At 68.2% G+C, this 26,114-nt stretch carries 28 protein-coding genes and 1 tRNA gene; 13 read left to right on the top strand and 16 right to left on the bottom strand.

Going from position 1 to position 26,114, the window contains the following annotated elements; all coding sequences use genetic code 11:
- Window positions 1–81: 81 nt before the first annotated feature.
- The 5 genes from ACSQ9I_RS12850 to ACSQ9I_RS12830 form a co-directional block, all read right to left on the bottom strand.
- On the bottom strand, window positions 82–1,152 hold the full coding sequence (locus ACSQ9I_RS12850; protein ID WP_436313411.1) for an alpha/beta fold hydrolase: 1,071 nt from the start codon (window positions 1,150–1,152) through the stop codon (window positions 82–84).
- A gap of 108 nt (window positions 1,153–1,260) precedes the next feature.
- Window positions 1,261–1,566 carry a hypothetical protein gene (locus ACSQ9I_RS12845; protein ID WP_436313410.1) on the bottom strand — a complete coding sequence of 102 codons (306 nt, stop codon included), beginning with the start codon at window positions 1,564–1,566 and terminating at the stop codon, window positions 1,261–1,263.
- Window positions 1,567–1,738: 172 nt separating this feature from the next.
- The gene (locus ACSQ9I_RS12840) at window positions 1,739–3,259 is read right to left on the bottom strand and encodes a tripartite tricarboxylate transporter permease (RefSeq protein ID WP_093109153.1); all 1,521 of its coding nucleotides are present in this window, start codon (window positions 3,257–3,259) and stop codon (window positions 1,739–1,741) included.
- A gap of 1 nt (window position 3,260) precedes the next feature.
- Window positions 3,261–3,821 carry a tripartite tricarboxylate transporter TctB family protein gene (locus ACSQ9I_RS12835; protein ID WP_093109152.1) on the bottom strand — a complete coding sequence of 187 codons (561 nt, stop codon included), beginning with the start codon at window positions 3,819–3,821 and terminating at the stop codon, window positions 3,261–3,263.
- 77 nt (window positions 3,822–3,898) lie between these two features.
- Entirely contained in the window at window positions 3,899–4,858 is a 960-nt protein-coding gene (locus ACSQ9I_RS12830; protein WP_093109151.1) for a Bug family tripartite tricarboxylate transporter substrate binding protein, read from the bottom strand.
- A 102-nt stretch (window positions 4,859–4,960) separates the two neighbouring features.
- Between ACSQ9I_RS12830 and ACSQ9I_RS12825 the strand changes: the two genes are divergently transcribed.
- The 5 genes from ACSQ9I_RS12825 (at window position 4,961) to ACSQ9I_RS12805 (ending at window position 8,609) form a co-directional block, all read left to right on the top strand.
- Window positions 4,961–5,641, top strand: a complete 681-nt coding sequence (locus ACSQ9I_RS12825; protein ID WP_436313409.1) for a response regulator — start codon at window positions 4,961–4,963, stop codon at window positions 5,639–5,641.
- On the top strand, window positions 5,638–7,050 hold the full coding sequence (locus ACSQ9I_RS12820; RefSeq protein WP_436313408.1) for a sensor histidine kinase: 1,413 nt from the start codon (window positions 5,638–5,640) through the stop codon (window positions 7,048–7,050). Before ACSQ9I_RS12825 ends, ACSQ9I_RS12820 begins: the two co-directional genes overlap by 4 nt.
- 5 nt (window positions 7,051–7,055) lie before the next feature.
- Window positions 7,056–7,481, top strand: a complete 426-nt coding sequence (locus ACSQ9I_RS12815) for an RNA-binding S4 domain-containing protein (RefSeq protein ID WP_093109148.1) — start codon at window positions 7,056–7,058, stop codon at window positions 7,479–7,481.
- Between the two features lie 49 nt (window positions 7,482–7,530).
- Window positions 7,531–8,337: a PPK2 family polyphosphate kinase gene (locus ACSQ9I_RS12810; RefSeq protein WP_436313407.1), complete on the top strand. Its 807-nt coding sequence runs from the start codon at window positions 7,531–7,533 to the stop codon at window positions 8,335–8,337.
- A gap of 95 nt (window positions 8,338–8,432) precedes the next feature.
- Window positions 8,433–8,609, top strand: coding sequence for a hypothetical protein (locus ACSQ9I_RS12805; RefSeq protein ID WP_170855677.1), 177 nt, complete (start codon window positions 8,433–8,435; stop codon window positions 8,607–8,609).
- 33 nt (window positions 8,610–8,642) lie between these two features.
- On the opposite strand, the gene ACSQ9I_RS12800 is transcribed toward ACSQ9I_RS12805, so the two are convergent.
- Complete coding sequence (locus tag ACSQ9I_RS12800) at window positions 8,643–9,473, bottom strand: IclR family transcriptional regulator (protein ID WP_093109146.1); 831 nt, start codon at window positions 9,471–9,473, stop codon at window positions 8,643–8,645.
- A gap of 96 nt (window positions 9,474–9,569) precedes the next feature.
- Between ACSQ9I_RS12800 and ACSQ9I_RS12795 the strand changes: the two genes are divergently transcribed.
- Window positions 9,570–9,692: a hypothetical protein gene (locus tag ACSQ9I_RS12795; RefSeq protein WP_280142649.1), complete on the top strand. Its 123-nt coding sequence runs from the start codon at window positions 9,570–9,572 to the stop codon at window positions 9,690–9,692.
- Complete coding sequence (locus tag ACSQ9I_RS12790) at window positions 9,685–10,911, top strand: NAD(P)/FAD-dependent oxidoreductase (RefSeq protein ID WP_436313406.1); 1,227 nt, start codon at window positions 9,685–9,687, stop codon at window positions 10,909–10,911. The genes ACSQ9I_RS12795 and ACSQ9I_RS12790 overlap by 8 nt, the downstream gene beginning before the upstream one ends.
- A 9-nt stretch (window positions 10,912–10,920) precedes the next feature.
- On the opposite strand, the gene ACSQ9I_RS12785 is transcribed toward ACSQ9I_RS12790, so the two are convergent.
- From ACSQ9I_RS12785 to ACSQ9I_RS12775, 3 genes are all read right to left on the bottom strand, one after another.
- Window positions 10,921–11,730 (bottom strand): ABC transporter permease, encoded by an 810-nt coding sequence (locus tag ACSQ9I_RS12785; RefSeq protein ID WP_436313405.1) that lies wholly within the window; start codon window positions 11,728–11,730, stop codon window positions 10,921–10,923.
- A 55-nt stretch (window positions 11,731–11,785) separates the two neighbouring features.
- Complete coding sequence (locus ACSQ9I_RS12780) at window positions 11,786–12,394, bottom strand: ABC transporter ATP-binding protein (RefSeq protein WP_436313404.1); 609 nt, start codon at window positions 12,392–12,394, stop codon at window positions 11,786–11,788.
- Window positions 12,395–12,481: 87 nt separating this feature from the next.
- Window positions 12,482–13,078 carry a phosphatase PAP2 family protein gene (locus ACSQ9I_RS12775; protein WP_436313403.1) on the bottom strand — a complete coding sequence of 199 codons (597 nt, stop codon included), beginning with the start codon at window positions 13,076–13,078 and terminating at the stop codon, window positions 12,482–12,484.
- A 267-nt stretch (window positions 13,079–13,345) separates the two neighbouring features.
- Between ACSQ9I_RS12775 and ACSQ9I_RS12770 the strand changes: the two genes are divergently transcribed.
- Window positions 13,346–13,549, top strand: coding sequence for a hypothetical protein (locus tag ACSQ9I_RS12770; RefSeq protein ID WP_139191723.1), 204 nt, complete (start codon window positions 13,346–13,348; stop codon window positions 13,547–13,549).
- 749 nt (window positions 13,550–14,298) lie between these two features.
- Here ACSQ9I_RS12770 and ACSQ9I_RS12765 read toward each other — a convergent pair.
- The 6 genes from ACSQ9I_RS12765 to cysS all read right to left on the bottom strand — a co-directional run bounded on the left by ACSQ9I_RS12765 (window position 14,299) and on the right by cysS (window position 19,795).
- Window positions 14,299–14,391: transfer RNA gene (locus ACSQ9I_RS12765), tRNA-Ser, on the bottom strand.
- A gap of 22 nt (window positions 14,392–14,413) precedes the next feature.
- A complete protein-coding gene (locus tag ACSQ9I_RS12760; protein WP_093109140.1) occupies window positions 14,414–15,682 on the bottom strand; it encodes an aspartate kinase in 1,269 nt (422 codons plus the stop codon).
- Between the two features lie 85 nt (window positions 15,683–15,767).
- Entirely contained in the window at window positions 15,768–16,718 is a 951-nt protein-coding gene (gene tilS, locus ACSQ9I_RS12755; RefSeq protein ID WP_436303784.1) for a tRNA lysidine(34) synthetase TilS, read from the bottom strand.
- Between the two features lie 36 nt (window positions 16,719–16,754).
- Window positions 16,755–17,735 (bottom strand): acetyl-CoA carboxylase carboxyltransferase subunit alpha, encoded by a 981-nt coding sequence (locus tag ACSQ9I_RS12750; RefSeq protein ID WP_093109138.1) that lies wholly within the window; start codon window positions 17,733–17,735, stop codon window positions 16,755–16,757.
- A gap of 15 nt (window positions 17,736–17,750) precedes the next feature.
- Window positions 17,751–18,401: a DNA-3-methyladenine glycosylase family protein gene (locus tag ACSQ9I_RS12745; RefSeq protein WP_093109137.1), complete on the bottom strand. Its 651-nt coding sequence runs from the start codon at window positions 18,399–18,401 to the stop codon at window positions 17,751–17,753.
- 17 nt (window positions 18,402–18,418) lie between these two features.
- Window positions 18,419–19,795 carry a cysteine--tRNA ligase gene (cysS, locus tag ACSQ9I_RS12740; protein ID WP_436313402.1) on the bottom strand — a complete coding sequence of 459 codons (1,377 nt, stop codon included), beginning with the start codon at window positions 19,793–19,795 and terminating at the stop codon, window positions 18,419–18,421.
- Between the two features lie 190 nt (window positions 19,796–19,985).
- On the opposite strand from cysS, the gene ACSQ9I_RS12735 reads away from it, so the two are divergent.
- The 5 genes from ACSQ9I_RS12735 to ACSQ9I_RS12715 all read left to right on the top strand — a co-directional run bounded on the left by ACSQ9I_RS12735 (window position 19,986) and on the right by ACSQ9I_RS12715 (window position 23,291).
- Complete coding sequence (locus ACSQ9I_RS12735; RefSeq protein WP_436308897.1) at window positions 19,986–20,567, top strand: tetratricopeptide repeat protein; 582 nt, start codon at window positions 19,986–19,988, stop codon at window positions 20,565–20,567.
- A gap of 71 nt (window positions 20,568–20,638) precedes the next feature.
- Window positions 20,639–21,211: a peptidylprolyl isomerase gene (locus tag ACSQ9I_RS12730; protein ID WP_436315749.1), complete on the top strand. Its 573-nt coding sequence runs from the start codon at window positions 20,639–20,641 to the stop codon at window positions 21,209–21,211.
- A 16-nt stretch (window positions 21,212–21,227) separates the two neighbouring features.
- The gene (locus tag ACSQ9I_RS12725; RefSeq protein WP_093109134.1) at window positions 21,228–21,737 is read left to right on the top strand and encodes a peptidylprolyl isomerase; all 510 of its coding nucleotides are present in this window, start codon (window positions 21,228–21,230) and stop codon (window positions 21,735–21,737) included.
- Between the two features lie 7 nt (window positions 21,738–21,744).
- Window positions 21,745–22,506 carry a UDP-2,3-diacylglucosamine diphosphatase gene (locus ACSQ9I_RS12720; RefSeq protein WP_093109133.1) on the top strand — a complete coding sequence of 254 codons (762 nt, stop codon included), beginning with the start codon at window positions 21,745–21,747 and terminating at the stop codon, window positions 22,504–22,506.
- Window positions 22,506–23,291: a zinc-dependent peptidase gene (locus ACSQ9I_RS12715; RefSeq protein ID WP_436313401.1), complete on the top strand. Its 786-nt coding sequence runs from the start codon at window positions 22,506–22,508 to the stop codon at window positions 23,289–23,291. Before ACSQ9I_RS12720 ends, ACSQ9I_RS12715 begins: the two co-directional genes overlap by 1 nt.
- Window positions 23,292–23,303: 12 nt before the next feature.
- Here the strand turns inward: ACSQ9I_RS12715 and ACSQ9I_RS12710 are convergent, their stop codons facing one another.
- A complete protein-coding gene (locus ACSQ9I_RS12710) occupies window positions 23,304–26,105 on the bottom strand; it encodes a DUF349 domain-containing protein (RefSeq protein ID WP_436313400.1) in 2,802 nt (933 codons plus the stop codon).
- Window positions 26,106–26,114: the final 9 nt, after the last annotated feature.

The following is a 26,114-nucleotide window of genomic DNA, read 5'->3' as shown; positions in this document are numbered from 1 at the left end:
ACCATGAGGCGGTGGTCCCGGAAATCGCGTTCGACGGGCCGCACGACACGCAAAGCCCGGGACCACGGTCCGGGGTAGGCCTCAGCCGCGTCCCAAACCAGCGTTGCGGGCCAGCACGATCGCCTGCGGCCGGTTTTCGACTTCAAGCTTGGCGAAGATGCTGGTGATGTGGTTGCGCACCGTCTTTTCGCTGAGCTGCAGCGCCGCCGCCGCCTGGGTGTTGTCGCGGCCCTGCGCAATGAGTTCCAGCACCTCGCGCTCGCGTGCGGTCAGGCGTGCGAGCGCCGGGTCTTGCGCCCCGGCATCGGCGGTGCCGAGGAAGTCCCGCACCTCTTCGACCCACAGCGGCCAGACCTCGTCCTGCGCGAGCATCAGGTGGTGCACGCTGTGCAGCGGCACGAAGCGGGCTTGCGTGATGGCGCCCGCGATGAGGCGGCCTTCGTCGAAGGGCACGCGCAGATCGCCGGTGGCATGCAGCACCAGCGTCGGGCAATGCACCTGCGGCAGCAGGTCGGACACGTCGATGCTGTCGAAGGCCCGCAAGGTGCGCGCCGCGTTGGAGGGCGAGGTCGACACGCGCGCCAGTTCGTTGAACCACTGATGCTGTTCGGGCGTTCCTTCGGGCAGGAACTGGCTCGTGAAGAACTGGCGGAAGGCCGCATCCGCACGGCCCCAGCCGATCTCCATCAGCTTCGCCTGCGTTTCGGCTTCCTCGTCGAGCACCCGCCCACCGCCGCGCTTCCTGCGCCCGCGCGCATAGCCGCCCTGCAGCACCAGGCGGCTCACCCGCTCGGGATGGCGCGCCGTGTAGGCGATGGCCAGGCTGACGCCCTGGGAGATGGCGAGCATCGGAAAGCGTTCGAGGCCGGCGGCATCGATCACCGTCTCCAGATCTTGCAGCCAGACTTCGAAACTCACCTGCTCGACCACCCGGTCCGACAGGCCGGTGCCGCGCTGGTCATAGCGCACCAGGGTGTTGCGGGACGACAGCATCTCGAGGACGTGGCCCCAGACCGGGCTGGTGAGGTCGAACTCGAGATGCGAGAGCCAGTTGCCGACTTTCAGCAGGGGCGGCCCCCTGCCGCTCGTGGCATAGGCGATCCGCACGCCGTCGGGCGCGGTGCAGAAGCGGATCTGCTGTTTCAGCGGCATCCCATCACCCCCGGCTGGGCAGTGCCAGCGGAGGGTTATGGTGCCATGGCGGGATCGGCTTGTCAGCCGCGCTCTAGCATGCGCGTCACGTCAACCGGGATCGAAATCTCATTCTTCGTCAGCGGCTCGCACCACGGGTCGCTGGACAAGGCGACGTTTCTTGACGACAACGGTCGGAACCACGAGCGGCGGCGTTCGATGGCCGGACTGGCTCGGAACATGCGCCTCGAAGTCGCGCCCCAGGGCTTTCTTGACGCGGCTGGTATTGAGCACACGAACCACGTCGCCATTGATCTGCGCATAGGAGCCGTCCTCCATCTGCGCCAATGCGCCGATCTGCATGCCTTCCTGAACGGTCCCGAGCAAGCGCACGTCGGTACGCGAGTAGGTAAAGAAGGTCCAGCGGCTGCCCAATCGAATTCGCAGGGGTTGTCGACTCATGGTGAGATCTTGTGCATGGCTTGTGGTCCGGCTTCAAGAACTCGCGCCAAGACCAAACACCGCCGTCACGCGCGCCGCTCGCCAGCCTTGTGGCTTGGCGATCAGCGCAGCGGCGAAGAGATCGTAGCTTAGCGGACCCGCCGCTTCAGGCCGCAGCGCCCGCGCGCCGCTCCTTGCGCTCCGCCATCGCCTTGGCCACGCGCGGTAGGATCAGCACCGCCAGCACGACCACGATCAGCACGAAGGACATGGGCCGCTGGAAGAACACCGCCGCGCTGCCCTCGCCGATCGACATCGCGTTGCGCAGTTGCGCTTCGGCGAGCGGGCCCAGGATCATGCCCACCACCACCGGCGCGGTCGGGAAATCGAAGCGCCGCATGACGACGCCCAGCACACCGATCACGTAGAGCAGCACCAGGTCGAAGGCGCTCTGGCGCATGCCGTAGGCGCCGACCGTGGCGAAGATCAGGATGCCGGCGTAGAGCTGCGGCTTCGGGATCTTGAGCAGCTTGACCCACAGGCCGACCATCGGCAGGTTCAGCACCAGCAGCATCACGTTGCCGATGTAGAGCGACGCGATCAGCGCCCACACCAGCGCGGCCGAGGTGGTGAAGAGCTGCGGCCCGGGCTGGATGCCGTAGTTCTGGAACGCGCCGAGCAGGATGGCCGTGGTGTTCGAGGTCGGGATGCCGAGGGTGAGCAGCGGGATCAGCGCGGCGGTCACGGTCGCGTTGTTGGCGGCTTCGGGGCCGGCCACGCCTTCGATCGCGCCCTTGGTGCCGAACTCGGCCTTGCTGTCCGGGTCCTTGGCGAGCTTCTTCTCGGTCGCGTAGCTGAGGAAGGTCGGGATCTCGGTGCCGCCGGCCGGAATACAGCCGAAGGGCGCGCCGATCGCGGTGCCGCGCAGCCAAGCCGGGATCGAGCGCTTCCAGTCGCGCGCCGTCATGTGCACGCGGCTCAGCTTGTTCTGGCTTTCGACCACGCGGCCTTCGTAGAGCACCGCATAGAGCACCTCGGCCACCGCGAACAGGCCGACCGCGACCAGCACGATCTCGATGCCGTCGAGCAGCTCAGGAATGCCGCCGGTGTAGCGCCCCTGGCCGGAAATCTGATCGAGCCCGATGCAGCCGGCTGCGAGGCCGATGAAGAGCGCCGTCATGCCGCGCAGCGTGCTCTTGCCGAGCACGGCGCTCACGGTCGTGAAGGCCAGCACCATCAAGAGGAAATATTCGGGCGGCCCGAGCTGGACGGCGAAGTCGGCCACGAAGGGCGCGAACAGCGTGACGACCACGGTGGCGATGCTGCCGGCCACGAAGGAGCCGATGGCAGCGGTGGCCAGCGCGGCGCCGGCGCGGCCGCTCTTGGCCATCTTGTTGCCCTCCATCGCCGTCACCATGCTCGCCGTTTCCCCCGGCGTGTTGAGCAGGATGGAGGTGGTCGAGCCGCCGTACATGGCGCCGTAGTAGATGCCTGAGAAGAAGATCATCGAGGCCGTGATGTCGACCTTGCCGGTGATCGGCAGCAGCATCGCCACTGCCACCGCGGGGCCGATGCCGGGCAGCACGCCGACGGCCGTGCCGAGGGCACAACCCACCAGGCACCAGAGCAGGTTGACGGGCGTGATCGCGAGCGCGAAGCCCTGCATCAATGCATTGAAGATGTCCATGTCAGAGCCATCCCGTGGTCGTCAGGCCCGGCAGGTTGATCGCCAGGAACTTGGTGAAGAGCCAGAACACCGGTGCCGAGATCAGCAGGCCGGTCACGATGTCGGTGATCCAGGTGCGCGGCGCATTGACGGCCGCCTGGCCGTTCGCGCGCCGCAGGCCCTGCACGGCCAGCAGGTAGCACAGCGTGCAGCTCAGGATGAAGCCGATGGTGGTGATCAGCGCCGCGTTGAGCAGCAACCCGGCCGTCACCCAGGCGAAGCCGCTCCAGTAGGTCTGCACCGCACCGGAAGGCGCATCCATCTCGCGGAAACCGCCAGTGCGCGACTCCCAGATGATCCAGGCGCCGCACACCGTGAGCGCGACCGACACCAGCCAAGGCAGGAAGTTGGGGCCGACGCCGCCGTAGCCGGCCTCGGACGAGATGCCGATCGCGCCGAAGCCGAGCGCCAGGCCGGTGAGAAGGATGCCGACGCCGACCAGCGTCTGCGGCCAGACGGCGGGCGGCGGCGATTGGGGCTCGAGCGACGCGTATCCGCTCGAGAGGGGGTCGATGTTGGACATTGTTCTGGACCTCGCGTTGGTCAAGGAAGAAAGGAGCACGCCGCCGGGCGTGCTCCCGCGCTTTCGCGAATGCGCGCTCAGACCATGCCGGACTTGATCATGGTCGCGCGCAGGCTCGCGAACTCGTCGTCCACGAACTTGGCGAAGGCCTCGCCCGACAGGACGGCCGGCGTCCAGTCGTTCTTCTTCATGGCCTCGGCCCAGGTCGGCGTCTTGATCGCCGCCAGCACCAGGTCGGTCAACGCCTTGCGCTGCTCGGCCGTGATGCCGGGCGCGCCGTAGACGCCGCGCCAGTTGCCGATCTCGACGTCGATGCCCTGCTCCTTGAGCGTCGGCACGGTGCTGCCGGGCAGGCGCGTGCCGGAGGTGACGGCGATGGCGCGCATCTTGCCCGTCTTGATGTATTCGGCGAACTCGCTGTAGCCGCTGCCGCCGACGGTGACGTTGCCGCCCAGGATGGCCGCCGTGGCTTCGCCGCCGCCGCGGAAGGCGACGTAGTTGATCTTGGACGGATCGACGCCGACCTTCTGCGCGATCATGGCCGCGGCGATGTGCTCGGTGGAGCCGCGCGAACCGCCGCCCCACTTGACGCTGCCCGGGTCCTTCTTGAGCTGCTCGACCACGTCCTTCATGGTCTTCAGCGGCGAACTCGCCGGCAGCACGAACACGTTGTACTCGCTCGTGATGCGCGCGATCGGCGTGGCCTGCGAGAGGTTGACCGGCGGCTTGCCGGTGATGATGCCGCCCAGCATCACGGCGCCCATCACCATCAGCGCATTCGGGTCGCCCTTGGAGCCGTTGACGAACTGGGCCAGGCCGAGCGCGCCGGCGGCGCCGCCCTTGTTGTCATAGGTGACCGTGTCGGCGAGCTTGCTGTCGGTCATCGCCTTGCCCAGCGCACGGCCCGTGGTGTCCCAACCGCCGCCAGGATTGGCCGGGATCATCATCTTGACGTTAGGGCCGGCCCAAGCCGAGAGTGGCAAGGCACCGGTGGCGGCCAGGGCGGCCAGGGACTTCAGAAAGGTATCTCGACGCATGCATGTCTCCTTGGATCTAGGAAGCTGAACGCCCGCTATGATGCGCCGCCCCGCTGTCAGTTGGCTGTCCGGCACACTGGGGTAAACACCGAAATTCCGGCCATGAAGCTGCTGCTAGTCGAAGACGATCTGTCGATGCAAACCACGCTGCAGCGCACGCTCGGGCGCCGCATGATCGACGTGCGTCTTTGCGGCGACGGCGCGGAGGCGCTCGCGCAATGGCGCGCCCTCGAGCCCGACGTGGTGGCGCTCGACCTCAGCCTGCCCACGCTGGACGGCCTGCAGGTGCTGGCGCAGGCGCGTGCCGAAGGCCTGCGCACGCCGGTGCTGCTCCTGACCGCGCGCGGCACGGTCGGCGACCGCGTCGTCGGCCTCAACGCAGGCGCCGACGACTACCTGCCCAAGCCCTTCGACCTCGACGAACTCGAAGCGCGCATCCGCGCCCTGCACCGGCGCCACCGGAGCGCTGGGCCCGAGGCCTTGACCCAGCTGCCGCAGGTCGGCGGATTGCGCTACGAAGCCGACAGCGGCGCCATCTACCACCGCGCCGAGGTGCTCGAGCTCACGCCGCGCGAGCTCGCGCTGCTCAAGGCGCTGATGGTCAAGCCGGGCCACGCGGTCAGCAAGGAACGCCTGTTCGAGCTGGTCTTTCCCGGTGAGACGGACGTGCAGTACGAAGCGATCGAGGTCGTCGTCTACCGGCTGCGCAAGAAGCTGGCCGGCACCGGCGCCGCCTTGATGACGCTGCGCGGCCTGGGCTATCTGCTGCGCGAAGAACGATGATCCGGCCCTTCTCGCTGCGCGCCAGGCTGCTGGTCGGCATCCTGGCGCCGGTCGCGCTGTTCATCGTGATCAACAGCGTGAGCCTCTACCGCCAGAGCCTTGCGGCCGCGACCACCGCCTATGACCGCACGCTGCTCGCCTCGGCCAAGACCATCGGCGAGCAGCTCGATGTGGAGGGCTATGACGAGGCCGCGTCGCTGCGCGCCATCGTCCCCTACTCCGCGCTCGAAGCCTTCGAGGCCGACAACAAAAGCCGCATGTTCTACCGCGTGTCGGCGCAGGACGGCGAAATGATCTCGGGCTTTGCCGAACTTCCCTTCTGGCGCGGCAAGCTGCCGGACCGGCCGCCTTATGCCGCGCTGGTGGACTTCTACGATGCACGCTTCCGCGAGCAGCCGGTGCGCGTGGCGGTGCTGCTGCAGCCGGTGGCAAGCGCGCGCGGGCGCGGCATGGCCGTGGTTCAGGTGGCCGAGACGCTGGAGCTGCGCGAGACGCTGGCGCGCAAGCTGCTCATCGACACGCTCTGGCGCCAGCTGGTGCTGCTGGGCGTGATCGCGGGGGTCACCGTGTTCGTGGTGCAGCGCGCGACCCGGCCGGTGCGCGAGCTGGGCGAAGCCATCGAGGCCCGGGCCGCCGACGACCTCTCGCCGATCGACGCACCCGATGCGCCGCGCGAGCTGCGCCCGCTGGTCGACGCCACCACCCGGGTCATGGGTCGGCTGCAGCGGCTCCTGGACCACCAGAAGCGTTTCGTGCGCGACAGCGCGCACCAGCTGCGCACGCCGCTGGCCGTGCTCAAGGCCCAGGTGCAGTCGGCGCGCCGCGGCGACGTGCCGACCGCGCAGGCGCTGGGCGAGATCAGCGAAACAGTGGAGCGCGCGACCCTGCTTGCCAACCAGATGCTCTCGCTCGCCAAGGTGGAGCAGTTGCGGCAGCAGCCCGAGTCGGCGACGCTGGAGCTCGGCGAGGCGGTGCGCCAGGTGGCGCTCGACCTGTCGCCGCTGCTGGCGGACAAGGCGCTCGACTTCGAGCTCTCGGTCGACGCGGCGCCGGTATGGGTGCGCGCGCACCGCTGGATGCTGCAGGAACTCGCGCGCAACCTGCTGCACAACGCCATCAAGCACAGCCCCCGCGGCGGCGCGCTCGCCGTCCGCGTGCATGCCGAGGGCGAGATGGCGGTGCTCGGCGTGCGCGACGACGGACCCGGCATCTCCGACGAATTGCGGCAGCGCCTCTTCGCGCCCTTCGCGGCCGGCGACCTGGCCAGCGGCTCCGGACTCGGGCTGGCGATCTGCCGCGAAATCGTGCTCGCGCTGGACGGGCGCATCGCACTCGACAACCGGGAAGCCGGCGGACAGCATGTCGGGCTGGATGCCGTCGTGCATCTCCCGCTGGCGCGCGATACTTGAAGCACATGGATCGACTTCGCATCGACAAGTGGCTCTGGGCCGCACGCTTCTTCAAGACCCGCTCGCTCGCGGCCGAAGAGATCGCAAAGAACCGCGTGCAGGTCAACGGCGACGTGGCCAAGGCCTCGCGCGAGGTGAAGGTGGGCGACACGGTGGCGATGCGGCTCGGCGCCCTGACGCGCATCGTCCTGGTGCGCGGCCTCAGCGGCCAGCGCGGCCCGGCGCCGGTGGCGCAGCAGCTCTACGAAGAAACGCCCGAGAGCCTGGCGGCGCAGGCGGCCGCGCGCGAGCAGCGCCGCATGGGCAGCGAGCCGGCGCTCAGCATCGAACAGGGGCGGCCCACCAAGCGCGACCGGCGCGAGCTCGACCAGGCGCGCCGCGTCGACTGGGACAGCCGCTGGAGCGCATCGCTGGATCCCGACGACAGTTGAACATCGCGTACCCTCTCGGGCTTGTCGTTTCCGAGAGGAGTACCTGCGCATGCCCAGCTTCAAGAAGTACCGCGTCGGCAGCAAGTTCAAGCTCGCCGCCATCGATTCCGCCGATACGACTTTCATCGAAGGGCACGAGGACACGCAGCGCGAGCGGCTCGATGCGCTGGCGGTCGAACTCGACGAGCTGCAGAACCTGCTGCATGCCGAGGGCCGACGCAAGCTGCTGCTGGTGCTGCAAGGCATGGACACCAGCGGCAAGGACGGCACCATCCGCTGGGTGTTCTCGCGCACCTCGCCGCTCGGCGTGCGGGTGACGGCCTTCAAGGTGCCGAGCGAAGAGGAACGCGCACACGACTACCTGTGGCGTTGTCACGCCGAGGTACCGCACAACGGCGAGATCATGGTGTGGAACCGCAGCCACTACGAAGACGTGCTGGTGCCGGTGGTCGAAGGCTGGATCGACAAGGCCGAGATTCGGCGCCGCTACGCGCAGATCAACGACTTCGAGCGACTGCTCGCCGAGACCGGCACGGTGATCGTCAAGTGCATGCTGCACATCAGCAAGGAAGTGCAGCGCGAACGCCTGCAGGCGCGCATCGACGAGCCCGACAAGCGGTGGAAATTCAAGCTGGGCGACCTGGACGCGCGCAAGAAGTGGGACGACTACCAGCGTGCCTACGAACGGGCGCTGGCCGCCACCTCCAGCGCCCACGCGCCCTGGCACGTGGTGCCGGCCGACAGCAAGCGCCATCGAAACCTGATGATCGCGCAGCTGCTTGTGAAGACCCTGCGCGAGATGAAGCTCAAGGCGCCGGCCGCCGATCCGGCCCTGGACGGGCTGGTCGTTCAGTAGCCACCTCCCCCAAATGGCGTATTGAAGGGGCTGGGGCCCGGTGGGAGACTTCGCGCTCGCTCGATTCCGGGCCATCACTAACGCCAAGGACAAAGATGGACGTCTTGACCTACTCAGAGCTGCTCACGGGCCTTCTTGCGGCCCTTGGCACCGGCATGCTGCTCCTCACGGCAACCAGCAGGGAGCCGAAGGCGCTGCACGACGAGATCGCGCACCGGGTCGAACAGTCGATCGCCCTGCTCGACGACTGCAAGGACGCGCCCTCGCGCTGACCTCCGCCACAGCCGGAGCGCTGCCGGCTGTCATCAAAGATCGGTCAGCTCGTCATTGATGGCGCGCGCGGTCTTCATGAGATCCGGAACCAGGCGGCGCAGCACGTCCGCCAGCAGCCAGCGCGGCGAAGGCACCGCGATGTTGACGGCGCCGACCGGCTCGCCCGCGCGGTTCACGAGCGGCGCCGCGATCGAGATGTCGCCTACAAAGGCTTCCTGGTCATTCAGCGCATAGCCGAGTTCGCGCACTTTCGCGAGCACTGCGCGCAACCCCGGTAGATCGGTCACGGTGCGCTTGGTCATCGGCGTTCGCTTGGCCGCCGCCAGCATCGCGAGCGCCGCCTCTTCGTCGAGCTGCGCCAGGATCGCGCGGCCGGCAGCGCTGCAGAAGGCCGGCAGGCGCGAACCCACGTGCAGGTCGACGCTGACCGCGTGCAGGCTCGGGAAACGCGCGACATAGACGATCTCCTGGCCTTCCAGCTCCATCAGGTTCACGGTTTCGCCGGTCTTGCGGTTCAGCGCATCGAGATGCGGCGTCACCTTGTCGCGCAGGCGGTCCGTCGCCAGCACGGTGTGGCCGAACTCGAGCATCCGACCTGAGAGCGTGAAGGCCCGCGTGACGGGATGCTGGCGCAGGTAGCCCAGCGCGTGCAGCGTGTGCGTGATGCGCTGCACCGCGCTGCGGTCCATCTGCGCAATGGCTGACAGTTCCGTCAACGCCACCGCGCGCCCGGCGGCGTTGAGCGCCTCCAGCACCTGGAAGCACTTGGCGACCGAACCCATGAAGAGCGGGCTTTCGAGCCCGGCGCCGGCCTTGCGCGCCTTGCGGGCGGCCGCTGCAGCGGTGGATCTGGCTTGGGACATGCTTGCCTCGAGATCGATCGCGCATTATTGCATTGCGATATCACATATTGATAGACAATATGACAGGTAATACAGTGCGCGATTCACGAATCCTCGATGTTGCGACGTTCCCTTTTGACCGCCTTCCTGCTCGCCGCCGCCCTGCCCGGCGCCGCGGCGCACGCGCTGCAGCGCCGACGATCCGGCGCCGCTGCCGATGCCGGACGTGCCGGTGCGTGAAACGCAGCTCGCCGTCGCGGTCGTCGGTGCAGGCGTCGTCGGCAGCTGCATTGCGCTCGCGCTGCAGAAGCGCGGCGCCGCGGTCACGCTGATCGATCGCGACGAGCCCGGGCGCGGCTGCAGCTACGGCAACTCGGGCGCCATCAGCCCGAGCTCGCTGGCGCCGCTCGCGATGCCGGGGATTCTGTCCTCGGTGCCCGGCATGCTGCTGGACGAGGAAAGCCCGCTGCACCTTCCGATGCGCTACCTGCCGACGGCGCTGCCCTGGCTGCTGCGCTTCGTCGCCTCCGCGCAGCCCTCGCGCGTCGCGCTCTCGGCCGCCAAGCTGGCCGCGCTGCACGCGGGCGCCGTCGACCGCCACGCCCAGCTTGCGCGCGAGCTGGGCGTGCCCGAGTTGTTCGTGCGCCGCGGACATCTGCATCTCTATCCCGACGCGCGGGCGCTGGCCAAGGACGCCGGCACCTGGCGCATGCGCAGGTACTACGGCTACCAGTTTCAGCAACTCGACCGCGCCGGCATCCTGGCGCTCGAGCCGCGCGTGGGCGAGCGCTACCAGGTCGGCGTCTTCATGGCCGACCACGCGACCATCGTCAATCCCTTCCGCTACGTGCAGGCGATGGTGCGCGGCTTCGCCAGGCGCGGCGGCCAACAGCGGCGCGACGAGGTGCAGGCGATGACGCCGCTGGCCGACGGGCGCTGGCAGCTGCGCACGGCCGCCGAGGCCGATGCCGCGGCCAACACCTTCGATCGGGTCGTGGTGGCCGCCGGCGCGTGGGCGCGCCGGCTGCTGGATCCGCTCGGCGTGCGGCTCGCACTCGAAAGCCAGCGCGGCTACCACGTGCAGTTCGACGGCGGTCGCGACACCGTCTCGCGCACCGTGATCCTGGCCGACCGCAAGATCTTCGTCACGCCGATGGAAGACGGCCTGCGCGTGGGCGGCACGGTGGAGTTCGGCGGCCTCGCGAGCCCGCCCGAACCGCGCCGCGCCGCGATCCTCGAGCGCATTGCGCGCGAGACCTTCGGCGGGCTCGAGGCGCTGTCGTCCACGCAGTGGATGGGCCACCGGCCCTGCATGCCCGATTCGGTGCCGGTCATCGGCCCGGCAGCCGGCCGGCCCGGCCTGTGGCTCGCGATCGGCCACGGGCACCTGGGCCTCACGGATTCCATCAACACCGCGCAGCGCATTGCCGATGGCATGCTCGCCGCGCGGCCGGGATAGCCTCGGTGCTCAGGCGCTTTCGGAGGAATGCGCGAGGCGATCGATCCTCAGGCGATGCCTTTCGTCGGTGATGGAGCGCGCGGCGAGGTAGACCGCACCGGCCGCAGCCAGCCCGCCGGCGCCGGTCAGCAGAAAGAGCAGCAGGATCTGGTACTTGGCCGATTCGACGGGGTCCATGCCGGCCAGCAACTGCCCCGTCATGATGCCCGGCAGCGTGATGATGCCCGCGGCAGACATCTGGTTGACGATCGGGATCATGCCGCGGCGTATCGCCGAGCGGATGGGTTCGGCCAGCGCCTCGCGGCTGGTGGCGCCGAGCGCCAGCTGTGCCTCGATCGCCGCGCGGCGCGCCGCCACCTCGCCGAAGAAGCTGTCCAGCCCTAGGCTGGCCGAGTTCAGCACGCTGCCCAGCACGATGCCCATCAGGGGAATGGCGTAGCGCGGGTCGTACCAGGGCTCGGGCCTGATCGCGGTCGCCAGCGCCAGCACCACGGTCGCCACGCTCGACAGCGTCACCACCAGCGCGCCGATGCGGTAGTTGCCGCCGCCCTGGAGCCTTTGCCTCGGCCGGACGGCCACCTCGCGCGCCGCGGCCAGGATCATCAGCACGACGATCGCCAGCGTGGCGGCGGCCGATGCCGCGCCGAACACGAGCCGCAGCACCAGGCCCACGAGCAGCAGCTGAACCATCATCCGCAGCGCCGCCCACAGCATCGGCCAGTGCAGCCGCAAGCGCAGCACGAGCGATGCGCCTGCATTGACGAGCACGAGCAGCGCGGCCAGCGCGACGTCCACGATATCGAGGTGGACGACGCTCATTGGATAACCTCCGCGCTACGCGCTACGGTATTCGCCTTGGGAACGGCCCGGCGGCTCATAGCGGATGCAGCTTCCCGTCGATCATCTCGAAGGCACGCCGGCCCATTCGCCCGGCCTGCTCGCGCGAATGCGTGACCAGGAGAATGGCCAGGCCGGCATCGAGGCGGTTGCGAAGCAGGGCCTCCATGGCCGAGGCCGAGGCGGGATCGAGCGAGGCGGTGGGCTCGTCGAGCAGCAGCACCCGGGGCGCGCGGGCCAGCGAACGCACGAGCGCCAGCCGCTGGCGCTCGCCGGTCGACAGCCTTGCAATGTCGACGCGAAGCACGTCGAGCGCGAGGTCCAGCGTTGGCAGCAGCGCATGGATCAGCGCCGCATCGCCCGGACGGAAATGCGCCGCGGCGTCCGGCGCCCACCAGGCCGGCTCGGCCGCCTGGTAGACCACGCGCCGCCGCCATTCGGGCGCGGGCCAGCTGTCGCGGCTGCGCCCTTCGAGCTCGACCTCGCCGGTGCCCGGGTCCATGTCGGCAATCAGGCGCAGCAGCACGCTCTTGCCGGAGCCCGACTTGCCGAGGACGGCCACGCATTCGCCATGGCCGATCTCCATGTCGAAGGGGCCGCCGAAGGCGGAGTGCAGCCCGCGGATGGAGAGCAAGGGGGAACTCATGTCTCCTCGATCATCCATCCACAGACGTCGTTGCGCAGCATGTGGGTCCCTCCGCCGATACCCAGCCAGTCCATGACTGGTCAAGCATCATGCGCGTCGTTGAGGGTCGGCGTCGAAGGCTGGCGCTCGCACGCGCAGGTCGCCGCGCGCGATCCTCGGTGCGACATGGCGCCGATACCAACGCCGCACCCCGAGAAAGATGCCCGTCATCACGACGGCCAGCAAGAACCCGGCCGCGATGTCGGCTGGGAAATGAACCCCGACGTAAACACGCGCCCAGCCGTTGATCGCGGCCAGGGCCGCCACGCCGATGCCCAGATCCCGAAGCCGAGGACGCAGCAGAAACACCAGCGCAACCGTGAACATCACCGCAGCGTGCGCACTCGGCAGCGATCCGCGCGCGCCATGGGCAATGTAGGCCGGGCTCAAACCCAGCATGAAGGGGCGCGGCAGATTCAGCGCCGTGGCGATTGCATGCGCGATCACCGCGGTGGCCACCGCAAAGGCCAGCGCGGCCATCACGTAGCCGCGTTCCGACGGCCGCCGCCAGGCGGCCCATCCCATGAGGGCCATGCCGGCCCAGGCCCCGCCGAGCGCGATGGCCGACGCCACGGGCAGAAGCCACGGGCTGGGCTCGTAGCCAGCCGCAATCCATTGAAGCAGGGCAAGATTCAGCGCCTTCATACGAGCATGAAGCCGCGAAGGCGCGTGGTCGGCATGGCGCCACTCTAGGTGGCGCTTGTGAAGGCAAGCTGAATACCGGATTCAGCTTTGGCATGTCTGCTAGTGCCAATGGAGCGGACCGCCCAAGTCCTCGCGGGAGGACCGCCTGCAATCCACCAGTGGCGTACACCCCTGCATCGTCGCGGGATGCGGTAGCGGAGCACCCGGGAAGGCCACCTGTACGAAGCATGCACGGGCGTGCGACAGTTGACCAAAAGCGAGGCTCCGATGAAAGAGATCCGACTACGCTGGTCCGATGGGATCGCTAAAGACGATGAGCAGCTCACCGTTGAAGGCGTGCCGGTTCACCCGGGCGGAGGGCTGTGGCACCCCGATACGCCCGGCAACCGATGGACCCTTGAACAGGTCATGGCGGCCGGCAACGAGACCTACGGCGCCGGCACTCACTGGATCGAGGAACGCGAGGCCTGACGCCCTCTTACCCTCTTATGATCTCGCCCGTTCTCTTTCCCTCGCCCTGACATGGGCCGCTTTTCCCAGTGCTCCGCGCTCTCCTGTGCCTGCTTCTTGCCCTTCCCTTTGCCGGTCAAGCCCAGCCCCGAACCTGCCCAGTCGTCGGCACAAGTGACGGCGACACCGAACTCGCGTCTCGGCAGAACGTCGCCGCTGCCCAATGCGTCCACTGACCCGATGGCCATCTCCCGAGAGTCAGGTCTGATATCGCCGAACCATCAGCCGCCTCCTCAAATGGATGGAGAAACGAGGCGCAACCAAAAACAGCAAAGCCCGCAGTCAGCGGGCCTTGAAGACACCTTCCCCATCGCGGTCGGCTCGTCGGGCTTTCACCTGGCCGGTGCCGACTTACTCGTATATGCGGTGACCGCATGCTCGGCACTCAACGCTATCGAGGCTAGGACGGGCGCCGTCCCATGTCTTCACCATCCATCGATCGTGTGCATGGTCAAGTACATGGGATCGCAACAGACGCCGGCCGCTCTTCGGTGGCTTGAGGGTTCGGGGTGAGGAACGAGGCGGCGTCGGATAACACTACCCGAACAGGAACGTTGCGCGCGCCCGAGCGGCTTCCGCCCCCAGCTTCCAAAGATGCCGCCGAAGAACTAGTGCCCTATTTTTCGGGGGATCCCCCGCCAGCGGAGAGGCGGGTATGAAGGGCGTAGAAAAGCAAAACGGCCCGCGAAGGGCCGTCTTTACTAGCTATCTGGCGGAACCGGAGGGATTCGAACCCTCGATGAGGCTCTACACCCCATACTCCCTTAGCAGGGGAGCACCTTCGGCCACTCGGTCACAGTTCCTGGAAGCCGCAATTATGCCAGCTTAGGCGGCCGGTTGATCGAGATCGAAGGCCTTGTGGAGCGCGCGCACTGCGAGCTCCATGTACTTTTCGTCGATCACCACCGAGGTCTTGATCTCGCTGGTCGAGATCATCTGGATGTTGATGCCCTCCTCGCTCAGCACGCGGAACATCTTGCTCGCCACGCCGACGTGGCTGCGCATGCCGATGCCGACGATGCTGACCTTGCAGATCTTGGTGTCGCCGACGATGTCGGCGGCGCCCAGGGTCGGCAGCACCTTGGCCCTGAGCAGATCGACCGCCTTCGCATAGTCGTTGCGGTGCACGGTGAAGCTGAAGTCGGTGCGTCCGTCCTTGCTCAGGTTCTGGATGATGACGTCGACCTCGATGTTCGCATCGGCGATGGCGCCGAGGATGTGGTACGCGATGCCCGGCTTGTCGGGCACGCCGAGCACGGAGATCTTGGCTTCGTCGCGGTTGAAAGCGATGCCGGATACGACGGCTTGTTCCATGTTTTCGTCTTCCTCGAATGTGATCAGGGTGCCGGAGCGGGCTTCTTCCTTGATGTCGATGTCCCACGGCGTGAAGCTCGACAGCACGCGCAGCGGCACCTGGTACTTGCCGGCAAACTCGACCGAGCGGATCTGCAGCACCTTGGAGCCCAAGCTCGCCATCTCGAGCATTTCTTCGAAGCTCACGGTGGTCAGCCGGCGCGCGTCGGGTTCGACGCGCGGGTCGGTGGTGTAGACGCCGTCGACATCGGTGTAGATCAGGCACTCGTGCGCCTTCATCGCCGCCGCGATCGCGACCGCCGAGGTGTCGCTGCCGCCGCGCCCCAGCGTGGTGATGTTGCCCGCCTCGTCGACGCCCTGGAAGCCGGTGACGACAACCACCTTGCCGGCGTCGAGGTCGGCGCGCACGCGCTCGTCGTCGATGCTTTCGATGCGGGCCTTGGTGAAGGCGCTGTCGGTCTTGACCTGAACCTGCCAGCCGGCGTAGCTGACCGCCTGCATGCCCTCGGCCTGCAGCGCGATCGCCAGCAGCGCCGACGAAGCCTGCTCGCCGGTGGAAGCCAGCATGTCGAGCTCGCGGTTGTGGTCGTCGCCGGGTTTGGGCGGGGCCAGCTCTTTGGCGAGGCCGAGCAGGCGGTTGGTTTCGCCGCTCATCGCGCTCGGCACCACCACCATCTGGTGGCCGGCGCGTGCCCACTTGGCGACGCGCTTGGCGACATTCCGGATGCGCTCGGTCGAGCCCATCGACGTGCCGCCGTATTTGTGAACGATCAATGCCATGGGTGAAGTCAGGACAGAAGGATTCGGATTCCGCGATGACGGCATCCGTGTCCCGCCGCGGGCCATTCAGCGCGAGGGCTGCGGGCTACGGCAGGGGACGGGCATTGTACCAACGCAGAGACTCGCCTTCGCGCAGGACGTAACCGTCGGCAACCTTGAGGCGGATGCGGTGGCCGCGCGTGCTGCAGGCCTCGATCTGGTCAAGCAGCTGCTCGAGCTGGGCCTCGCTGGGCACCGCGCCGTGATCGCGCTTGAGCCAGTGGCGCAGGGCGTTGGCGAGACGTTCGCGCGGCAGCGCACGCAAGGCGGCCAGCGCAGGCGGCGAGCCCGCGGCCGCGATGTCCCCGGCGGCGACCTCGGTCAGCAGGCCCGACGCCTTGGCCGCGTTGCGTGCCGAGCGCGCGAATGTTTCGTGAAATTGCGGCAGCGCCGCGGCAAGCGCCGGCAGCACCTGCAGCCGGATGCGGTTGCGCGTGTAGCGCAGGTCGGCGTTGCTCGGGTCGTCGATGTGCGCGACGCCGCTGGCGGCGATCCACTCGCGCAGCGCGCTCGCATGCACATCGAGCAGCGGTCGGTGGAAGTCGACGCCATGCCGCTCGATCTGCCGCGGCATGCCGGCCAACCCGTCGAGGCCGGCACCTCGGCTGAGCGCGATGAGCATCGTCTCGACCTGGTCGTCGGCATGCTGGGCCAGCGCGACATGCCGCAGGCCATGGGCCTGGGCCAGCGCCGCCAGCGTCGCGTAGCGCGCCCGGCGCGCCGCGTCTTCAGGGCTCTCGCCGGGCGCATGCCGGGCATCGACACGGCCCACGTGCAGCGGCACGCCCAGCGCGCTGCACGTGGCGGCGCAATGGTCCTCGAAGTCGTCGGCCGCCTGCTGCAGGCCGTGATGCACGTGCAGCGCCTGGATCTGTCCGGGCCAGCGCTGCGCCGCGGCATGCAGCAGCGCCGTGGAATCGGCGCCGCCGCTGTAAGCGATGCCCAGCGGCAAGGGCGCCACCCAGGACGCGAGCGCTGGGGCGGCAGGATTCTCCATGGGGTGCGGGCAGGCGGGCAATTGCCCGCGCGATGCCTACTTGGCGCTTTCGGCCTTGGTGTCGGCGAAGCGGCCGTAGCTCTGCAAGCGCTCGTAGCGGCGGTCGAGCAGTTCCTTCGGCTTCAGGTCGCTGACCTGGCGGAAGGCGTCGTTGAGGGCACGCTTGAGGAAGGCCGCCATCTGCCGATGGTCGCGGTGCGCGCCGCCGACCGGCTCGTTGACGATCTTGTCGACCAGGCCCAGGGCCTTGAGCCGGTGCGCGGTGATGCCGAGCGCATCGGCCGCTTCCTGTGCCTTGTCGCTGGTCTTCCAGAGGATCGAGGCGCAGCCTTCGGGGCTGATCACCGAGTAGATGGAGTACTGCAGCATCAGGAGCTGATCGCCGACCGAGATCGCGAGCGCGCCGCCGGAACCGCCTTCGCCGATGATGGTCACGATGACCGGCACCTCGAGCTGCGCCATCTCGAAGATGTTGCGGCCGATGGCTTCGGACTGGCCGCGCTCCTCGGCATCGATGCCCGGGTAAGCGCCCGGCGTGTCGACGAAGGTGAACACGGGCAGCTTGAATTTTTCGGCGGTCTTCATGAGCCTGAGCGCCTTGCGGTAGCCCTCGGGCTTGCTCATGCCGAAGTTGCGCGCGGTCCGCTCCTTGGTGTCGCGGCCCTTCTGGTGGCCCAACACCATGCAGGGCGTGCCGTTGAAGCGCGCCAGGCCGCCGACGATCGAAAGATCGTCCGCAAAGTGGCGGTCGCCGTGCAGTTCGACGAAGTCGGTGAAGATCTCGCCCACGTAGTCGAGCGTGTAGGGCCGTTCCGGATGCCGCGCGATCTTGGTGATCTGCCAGGGCGTCAGGTCGCTGTAGATTTCCTTGGTGAGCTGCAGGCTCTTCTTGCCGAGCTGATCGATCTCTTCCGAAATGTCGACCGCCGATTCGGTCTGTACATAGCGCAGTTCTTCGATCTTGGATTCGAGCTCCGCAACGGGTTGCTCGAAGTCGAGGAAGGTTCGTTTCGCCAACGTCTTCTCCTGTTGTCAGTATGCGACCGGTAGCGGGTCGAGCGATCGCCAAATATACCAAGTCGCGACGCTGCAATACGGTGCCCAGGCCACGGCGACCTCGCGGGCATCGCTGCGGCTCACCGGGTCGCCCGAGAAATAGCTCTGGCTGATGCCGTTGATCAGCCCGATGTCGTCCAGCGGCAGCACGTTGGGCCGCATCAGGTGGAAGATGAGGAACATCTCGGCGGTCCAGCGTCCGATCCCGCGGATCGCGACCAGCTCGGCGACGATCATCTCGTCGGACATGTCTTCCCAGGCGTCGACGTGCACCACGCCCGCATCGAAGTGCAAGGCCAGGTCGACCAGGTACTCGATCTTGCGCGCCGACAAGCCGGCGGCACGCATGTCGTCGACCTTGAGTTTCAGCACGTTGGCCGGCGTCATCCTGCGCGGCAGCTCGGCGAAGCGGTCCCAGACGGACTGCGCCGCCTTCACCGAGATCTGCTGGCCGACGATGCTGCGCGCCAGCGTGGTGAAGGCGTCGCCGCGCGACTCCAGGCAGGCGTCGCCGAACTGCGGGATCAGCCGCTTCATGACGCGGTCTTTCTTGGCCAGGTGCTTGCAGGCTTCTTCCCAGTAGTCGGGGGTGAAGACCTCGATGGTCGGTTTCTTGGCGGCAGGCATTTTTTCTTCTCGACCCCTTACTTGGACACGGTCCACGTCGTACCGGTCGGCGAGTCCTTCAGCACGATGCCCTGGGCGAGCAGATCGTTGCGAATGCGGTCGGCCTGCGCGAAGTTCTTTGCCGCCTTGGCTTCGGCGCGCTGTGCGATCAGGACCTGGATCGAGGCATCGTCGAGCGTGCTGCCGGCCTGCAGGAATTGCTGCGGATCGGCCTGCAGCAGGCCGATGCAGCCGCCCAGCGCCTTCAGCAGCCCGGCAGCCTCGGTCGAGCGCGTGCGGTTCACCTCGCCGGCCAGGTCGAAAAGAACGGCCACCGCTTCGGGCGTGCCGAAGTCCTCGTCCATCGCTGCCTTGAAGCGCGCGGCGTAGGACTCGCGCCAGTCGATCGCGACCGCGGCCGGCGCCACCAGGTGCAGCGCCGTGTAGAGCCGCTTGAGCGAGGCGCGCGCATCGTCGAGGTGCACGTCGCTGTAGTTGAGCGGGCTGCGGTAGTGCGCGCGCACGACGAAGAAGCGCACGGTCTCGGCGTCGTACTGCTTGAGCACGTCGCGGATCAGGAAGAAGTTGCCCAGGCTCTTGGACATCTTCTCGTCGTCGATGTTGATGAAGCCGTTGTGCATCCAGACGCGGGCCAATGGCTTGCCGCTTGCGCCCTCGCTCTGCGCGATTTCATTTTCGTGATGGGGGAACTGCAGGTCCATGCCGCCGCCGTGGATGTCGACCGTCTCGCCGAGCAATTGGCAGGCCATGGCCGAGCACTCGATGTGCCAGCCGGGACGGCCCGCGCCGTAGTCGCTGGACCACTTGACCTCGTCGGGCTCGGTGGGCTTGGCGCTCTTCCACAGGACGGGGTCGAGCGGGTCTTCCTTGCCGTCCAGCACGGCCACGCGCTCGCCGGCATGGAGCTCGTCCAGCGTCTTCCCGCTCAGCTTGCCGTAGCCGGGGAACTTGCGCACCGCATAGTTGACGTCGCCGTTGGTCGAGCGATAGGCCAGGCCTTTCTTCTCGAGCGTGGCGATCATCGACAGCATCTGCGGAATGAATTCCGTGGCGCGCGGTTCGTGCGTGGGCCGCTCGATGCCCAGGGCGTCGGCATCCTCGTGCAGCGCATCGATCATGCGGTCAGTGAGCGCCCGGATGCTCTCGCCGTTCTCCACCGCGCGACGAATGATCTTGTCGTCGATGTCGGTGATGTTGCGCACGTAGTCGACCTCGAACCCCGACTGCTTCAGCCAGCGCTGCACCACGTCGAAGGCGATCATCGAGCGCGCATGGCCCAGGTGGCAGTAGTCGTAGACCGTCATTCCGCACACGTACATGCGCACCCGGCCGGGTTGCAACGGAGAAAATTCCTCCAGCTCACGCGAGAGCGTGTTGTAGATGCGAAGACTCATGAGGCTCGGAACGCGTCGCTTCGCACCCATGCGATACAGGCGGGCGACAGGGGTTTTTCAGGGGTGTGGATGCTGTGGCAGCGAGGGGTTGAACGCGGCCCCTCGGCTACAATCCACCCCAGTATAAACGGCCGCCGCCGGATATTTTCCGGGTGTTTTCGAGGCCCGCGTCCCCATCTCTCGAGGCTTCATGAAGCACGCCGCTCTCCCCTTCCCCATGGTTCTACGCATTCTTTCGGCCCTCCTGTTCGTGCTCGCCGCCGGTGCGGCGCAAGCCGACGACTATGCCGACGTCAACGCATTGCTGCGTCAGGGCAAGTCCCAAGAAGCGCTGGCAAAAGCCGATGCCTACATCGCAGGCAAGCCGCGCGATCCGCAAATGCGCTTCCTGCGCGGCGTGATCCTGACCGAGCAGGGCAAGCAGGCCGACGCGACCGCGGTCTTCACCCAGCTCACGCAGGATTTCCCCGAGCTGCCCGAGCCCTACAACAACCTCGCGGCCCTGTACGCAGCCCAGAGCCAGTTCGACAAGGCCCGTGCCGCGCTCGAAATGGCGATCAAGCTCAACCCGAGCTATGCCACCGCGCACGAAAACCTGGGCGACGTCTACGCCCGCCTCGCCGGCCAGTCCTATGGCCGCGCGCAACAGCTCGAAGCCGGCAACACCACCGTGGCGCCGAAGCTCGCGCTGATCCGCCAGCTCTTCACGACGCCGACCTCCGGCGCGCTGCCGCCCGCGACCAGCGTCATCCGCAAGCCCGTTCGTCAATAAATAGGCCCTCGCTGCCTCCCGTGCAGCGGCACGGCGCAGCGCTCTTCCTTCGAAAGCGAGTCCTCTTGAACATGCACGTCCTTTCACGCCGCACGGCACTCGTCCTGGCCGCGAGCCTGGCCATCGCGAGCCCCAGTTGGGCGCAGAGCGCGCCGCGCGTCAAGCTCAGCACCTCGGCCGGCGACATCGTGGTCGAACTCGCGGCGGACAAGGCGCCGAAGACGGTCGAGAACTTTCTGCAGTACGTCAAGGACAAGCACTACGACGGCACGGTGTTCCATCGCGTGATCGACGGCTTCATGATCCAGGGCGGCGGCTTCACGGCCGACCTGCAGCAGAAAGCCACGCGCGCGCCGATCCCGCTCGAGGCCGGCAACGGCCTCAAGAACGACAAGTACACGATCGCGATGGCGCGCACCGGCAACCCCAACTCCGCCACCTCGCAGTTCTTCATCAACGTGAAGGACAACGCGATGCTCAACGCACCCAACCCCGACGGCTACGGCTACGCCGTGTTCGGCAAGGTGGTGGCGGGCACCGAGGTGGTCGACAAAATCCGCGCCGCGCGCACGGGCAACAAGAACGGCATGCAGGACGTGCCGGTCGAAACCATCACCATCCAGTCCGCCACCGTGGCGAAGTAACCCAAGGAGCAACCCCATGAGCAATCCCCAAGTCGAACTGCACATCAAGGACCAGGGCGTGATCACGCTCGAACTCGACCAGGACAAGGCGCCGAAGACGGTCGAGAACTTCCTCGCCTACGTGACCAAGGGCCACTACGACAACACCGTGTTCCACCGCGTCATCCCCGGCTTCATGGTGCAGGGCGGCGGCTTCGAGCCGGGCATGACGCAGAAGCCGACCGGCGCCGAGATCCAGAACGAGGCCAACAACGGCCTCAAGAACGACAACTACACCGTCGCCATGGCCCGCACCAGTGCACCGCATTCGGCGACCGCCCAGTTCTTCATCAACGTGGCCGACAACGGCTTCCTGAACCACACGGCGCCGTCGGCGCAGGGCTGGGGCTACGCGGTGTTCGGCAAGGTCGTGGGCGGCAAGGAAGTGGTCGACAAGATCAAGGCCGTGAAGACCGGCCGCAAGGGCTTCCACGACGATGTGCCGCTCGAAGACGTGGTGATCGAGAAGGCCGTCGTCAAAGACTGATCCATCGATGACGGCTTTCGCCGAGCTCGTGGCCCCTGCGGCGTGGCACACGGTCGACCTCCTCTCCGACCTCCACCTGCAGGCCTCGGACGCGGCCACTTTCGACGCCTGGCGCGGCTATCTGCAAACCACGCCGGCCGATGCGATCTTCATCCTCGGCGACCTGTTCGAGGTCTGGGTCGGCGACGATGCGGCGGCCGAACCCGGCTTCGAAGCGCAATGCGCCGAATTGCTGCGCACGGTGGCCGAACGGCGGCCCGTTTTCTTCATGCACGGCAACCGCGACTTCCTGGTCGGCGCCGCATTCGCGGCGCAGTGCAAGCTGACGCTGCTCGACGATCCGACCGTGCTGGTCCTGCATGAGCGGCGCTGGCTGCTGAGCCACGGCGACCTCCTCTGCCTGGAAGACACCGAGTACTTGCAATTCCGCGCCCAGGTGCGAACGCCTGCCTGGCAGAGCGCCTTTCTGGCACGGCCGCTGGCCGAGCGTCGCGCATTGGCCCGCTCGATGCGCACGCAGAGCGAAGACCGCAAGCGCAGTCCCGGCATGGTCTGGGCCGATGTCGATGCGGATGCCGCGCGCGCATGGCTCGCGCAGGCCGGCGCGGCGACGCTGGTCCACGGCCACACGCACCGGCCCGCGACACATGCACTCGGCGATGGGCTCGAGCGCATCGTACTGAGCGACTGGGACCTGACAGCCCACCCGGCGCGCGCCCAATTGCTCTGTCTTTCGAGCGCCGGCGCGCAACGCGTCGATCTGCGCTGATGTTCGGCTGGCTGCGCAACCTGCGCGCCCCGCCCCCGATTCCCGAGCCTGCCTGGCAGGCCACGCTGGCACGCTACCCCTTCCTCGCCGAGCGGCCGGCGGCCGACCTGGAGCGCCTGCGCCGCCTCGCGGCGGAATTCCTGCGCGACAAGGAATTCCACGGCGCGCACGGCTTCGTCATCACCGACGAAGTCGCGCTCGCGGTGGCGGCGCAGGCGGTGCTGCCGGTGCTGCACCTGAGAGGCGGCCTCACCTGGTATGACGATTTCGTCGGCATCGTGGTGCATCCCTCCGAAGCCGTGGCGCGCCGCAAGACGACCGACGAGACCGGCGTGGTGCATGAATACGAAGAGGTGCTGGCCGGCGAGGCCATGGACCGCGGCCCGGTGATGCTGAGCTGGCAGGACGTGCTCGCGAGCAGCGTCACGCGCGACGCGGGCTACAACGTCGTGATCCACGAGTTCGCCCACAAGATCGACATGCGCGGCGGCGGCGCCGATGGCTGCCCGCCGCTGCCGGCCGGCTTCGCAGGCACTTCGTCGGCGCGCGATGCACGCGCCGCCTGGTTCGCTGTGCTGCAGCCGGCCTACGACGCCTTCCGCGAGAAAACCATCGTGGCCGAGCGCTTCGGCGGCGAGCCGCCGTGGCTCGATGCCTACGCCGCCGAATCGCCCGGCGAGTTCTTTGCCGTGGCCTGCGAGGCCTACTTCGTGAACCGCACGCAGCTGGCCGCGGAGTTCGCCGAACTGGTGGCCCTGTTCGACGAATTCTTCATCAAGCGCTAGGCGCCCTGCCCCTTATTTGCGCAGCAAGGCCTTCAGCGCGTTCTGCAGCCGGCGCGCCGATGCCGCGTCGTGCGCAGCGGCCAGCACCTTGCCGGCATCCTGCCCCCAGGTCTGGACCGGCGCCGGATCGCCGCGCTTGGTCAGCAGCTTCAGCTGCAGCGCACGGCGTGCATCGAGCTGCTCGGCCGGCGTCGGCACTTCCGCCGCCATCTCGAGGCGCAGCAAGGCCTCGGCCGCATCGTCGGCCGCGGCCGTCGGGCCTGCGGCCAGGGCCTGCGACCACTGGCCGCGCACCGCCGGCGTGACGGCGCGGCCCAGTTCCTGAGCGCTGGGCAGCTTCGACGCGTCGCGCTGCTCCCAGGCGCCGAGCACCTGCGTGAGCGCCTCGCCGTGCGCCTGAGCCGCGAGCTTGCGCAGCGCCAACTCGGCGCGTTCGAGCGCCTCGCGCTGCGCGCGGAAGGCGGCGTCGCCGAGGCGCGGACCGCGGTCCTCGAAGCGCGGCGGGCGGTCGCCGAAGCGGCCTCCGCCGGCGGGCGCGCCGCGATCGTTGGCGCGGGGTGCCCGGTCATTGGGACGGCCGCCCGGCGCGCCGCGGCTGTCGCGGCGATCGCCGAACTTGCCGCCACGTCCAGCCGGCAAGGCCTCGGCCTTCTTGTTGCCGGGACGGTCGTCACCGCGCACGGCGATCACCGGCTTCGGCGCGGGCTTGGGCGGCGCAGCGGGTGCCGGGCTGGCTTCGGCCTCCGCGGCATCGGTGCGCGCGGAGGGGTCGGCACCGTCGGCCGGCGCCACCAGATCGGGCGCCGATGCAGCGGATTCGGCGGGCGCCACGGGCGACGCCTCGGCGTCGCCGGGCGCGGGGGCCTGCTCGGCGCTCTCGCCGAACTCGGCCGCGGCCTGGCCCGGTGCCACCACTTCGGTGGCACCCACCGCGGGACCGTTGGACGTTGCCGTGGACGCAGGCGCTTCGCCGCGCAGCGCGGCTTCGAGCTGCGCGACGGCGGCGCGGATCTTCTGCGCATCGCCGGTGCTGTTGGCGGCATCCAGCGCCTTCGAGGCATTGAGCACGTTGCGGTCGTGCTCGCTCACGGCGGCAGCCGCCTTTTCGCGCTCGGCGCTCTTGCGATTGAAGGCCTCGTCGATCGGCGCGCGGAAGGCGTCCCATAGTTTCTGTTCCTGGCGGCGATCCAGCGGCACGCTCTGGGCCTCGGCCTGCCAGCGCTGCTGCAGCGCCTTGACCGCATCGATGCGCAGCATCGGCGCGGCGCCGAGTTCGGCGGCCTCGGCAATCATCGCCTGGCGCCGTTCGATGCTGGCCTTCTGCTGCGCTTCGAAGGGCGCGCGTGCAGAGCCAAAGGCCTCGTTCCATTGCGGCTGGAGTTCGGCGAACACCTTCTCGCCCACATGGCCGGCATCGCGCCAGCGATCGGCGAACTGGTGCAGCGCGCGGTTGTGCGCCTTGAGGTCGGACGCATCCGCGTGCTCCGCGGCCCAGGCCTTCACTTCCTCGATCAGCGCCAGGCGCTGGGCGCGATGCTCGGCCGCGTCGGCGCGCACCTTCTCGAGCCAGGCCTCGACCACCTTGTGGGCTTCGTTGCAGGCTTCGTCGAAGCGCTTCCAGAGCGCGTGATTCGGCACGCCGCCCTGGTCGGCCTGCTTCCATTGCTCGCGCAGGGTGCGCAAGGTTTCCTGCATCTTGCGACCGCCCAGGGCCTGGCCTTCGGGGCGCTTGAGCAGGGCTTCGGCCTTGGCCACCAGTTCTTCACGCACCTTGTCGGCGCTCCAGCGCTGCCAGCCTTCGAGTTCGCCGGCGGCGACCAGGGCCGCATGCACGCGGGCTTCGAGCGGCGGCTCGACCAGCTTGCCGTGCTCCTTGAGCACGGCGCGCAGTGCGGCGGCTGCACCGGCACTGGCCTTGCCATGGCCTTCGGCGGTTTCCTTTTCGAGCTTGGCGAGCGCGGCCTCCACGGCAGCCTGCGCGGCGGCCCGCTTCTCGGGATCGACCTTCGGCACGGGCGGCTTCTGCGCCGCGGGCGCAGCCGCCTCGGCAACGCCGCCACGCGCAATGCGCAGCTCGTCGGCCCAGACCGGCACGGGCGGCAGCGGCGCGGCCGCATCCTCGGCCGCGGCGATGGTCTGCGCCAGCGCCTGGTGGAAAGCATCGGACACCACCAGCAACTGCGCCTTGGAGGACTCCAGCTGCGGCGCGAACTTGGCGTCGAGGCTGTTCCAGTTGCCGTCGGCCGTGATCTCCGCGGCCTGCTGCTGCCAGTGCGCGACGTCGGCGCGCAAGGCTTCTTCTGCGGCTTGCGCGTCGCGCCAGCTCTTGGTCGACAGCACTTCGAAGCGCTGCGCCAGCAGCACAGCGGCCTCGCGATGGACCTGCGCGCGATGCTGCAGGTCCTCGATGCCCTTCACGCGTTCGGCCAACCGGGCCTTGAAGCCGGCCAGCGGCTCGCGCGACAGGGGCGCACCCGCCTTGGCCGCGTCGCGCTGCCAGGCCAGCGCGTCGGCGATGTTGAGCTTGGGCTGGGCCAGCAGCGCCTCGGCCTTGTGCGCCCATTCGGCGGCAATGGCTTCCTGGCCCTTGGCGCGCTTGAGCTCGTCGAGCTTCTCGCGCAGCAGGCGCGCGGCGCCCTTGTCGCGGCCGCTCAATTCCTTGAATACCTCCTGCATCTGCTCGGGCGCCGGATTGCCCGCGAGCCAATCGCGGATGCGCTGGGCACGCTCACCCGAGGTCGGTGCAGTGAAGGCGCCGCCGGTCATCGTGTCGAGGGACTGGAGGTCGTTGGGCTTGGTGGAAGTTGAAGTCACTGCGCGAAT

This window comes from Variovorax sp. LjRoot84, assembly GCF_964254305.1.
In the GTDB taxonomy this organism is placed as follows: Bacteria; Pseudomonadota; Gammaproteobacteria; order Burkholderiales; family Burkholderiaceae_C; genus Variovorax.
The sequence above is the reverse complement of the archived record's forward strand: the minus strand, read 5'-3'. Positions and strand labels throughout refer to the sequence as shown.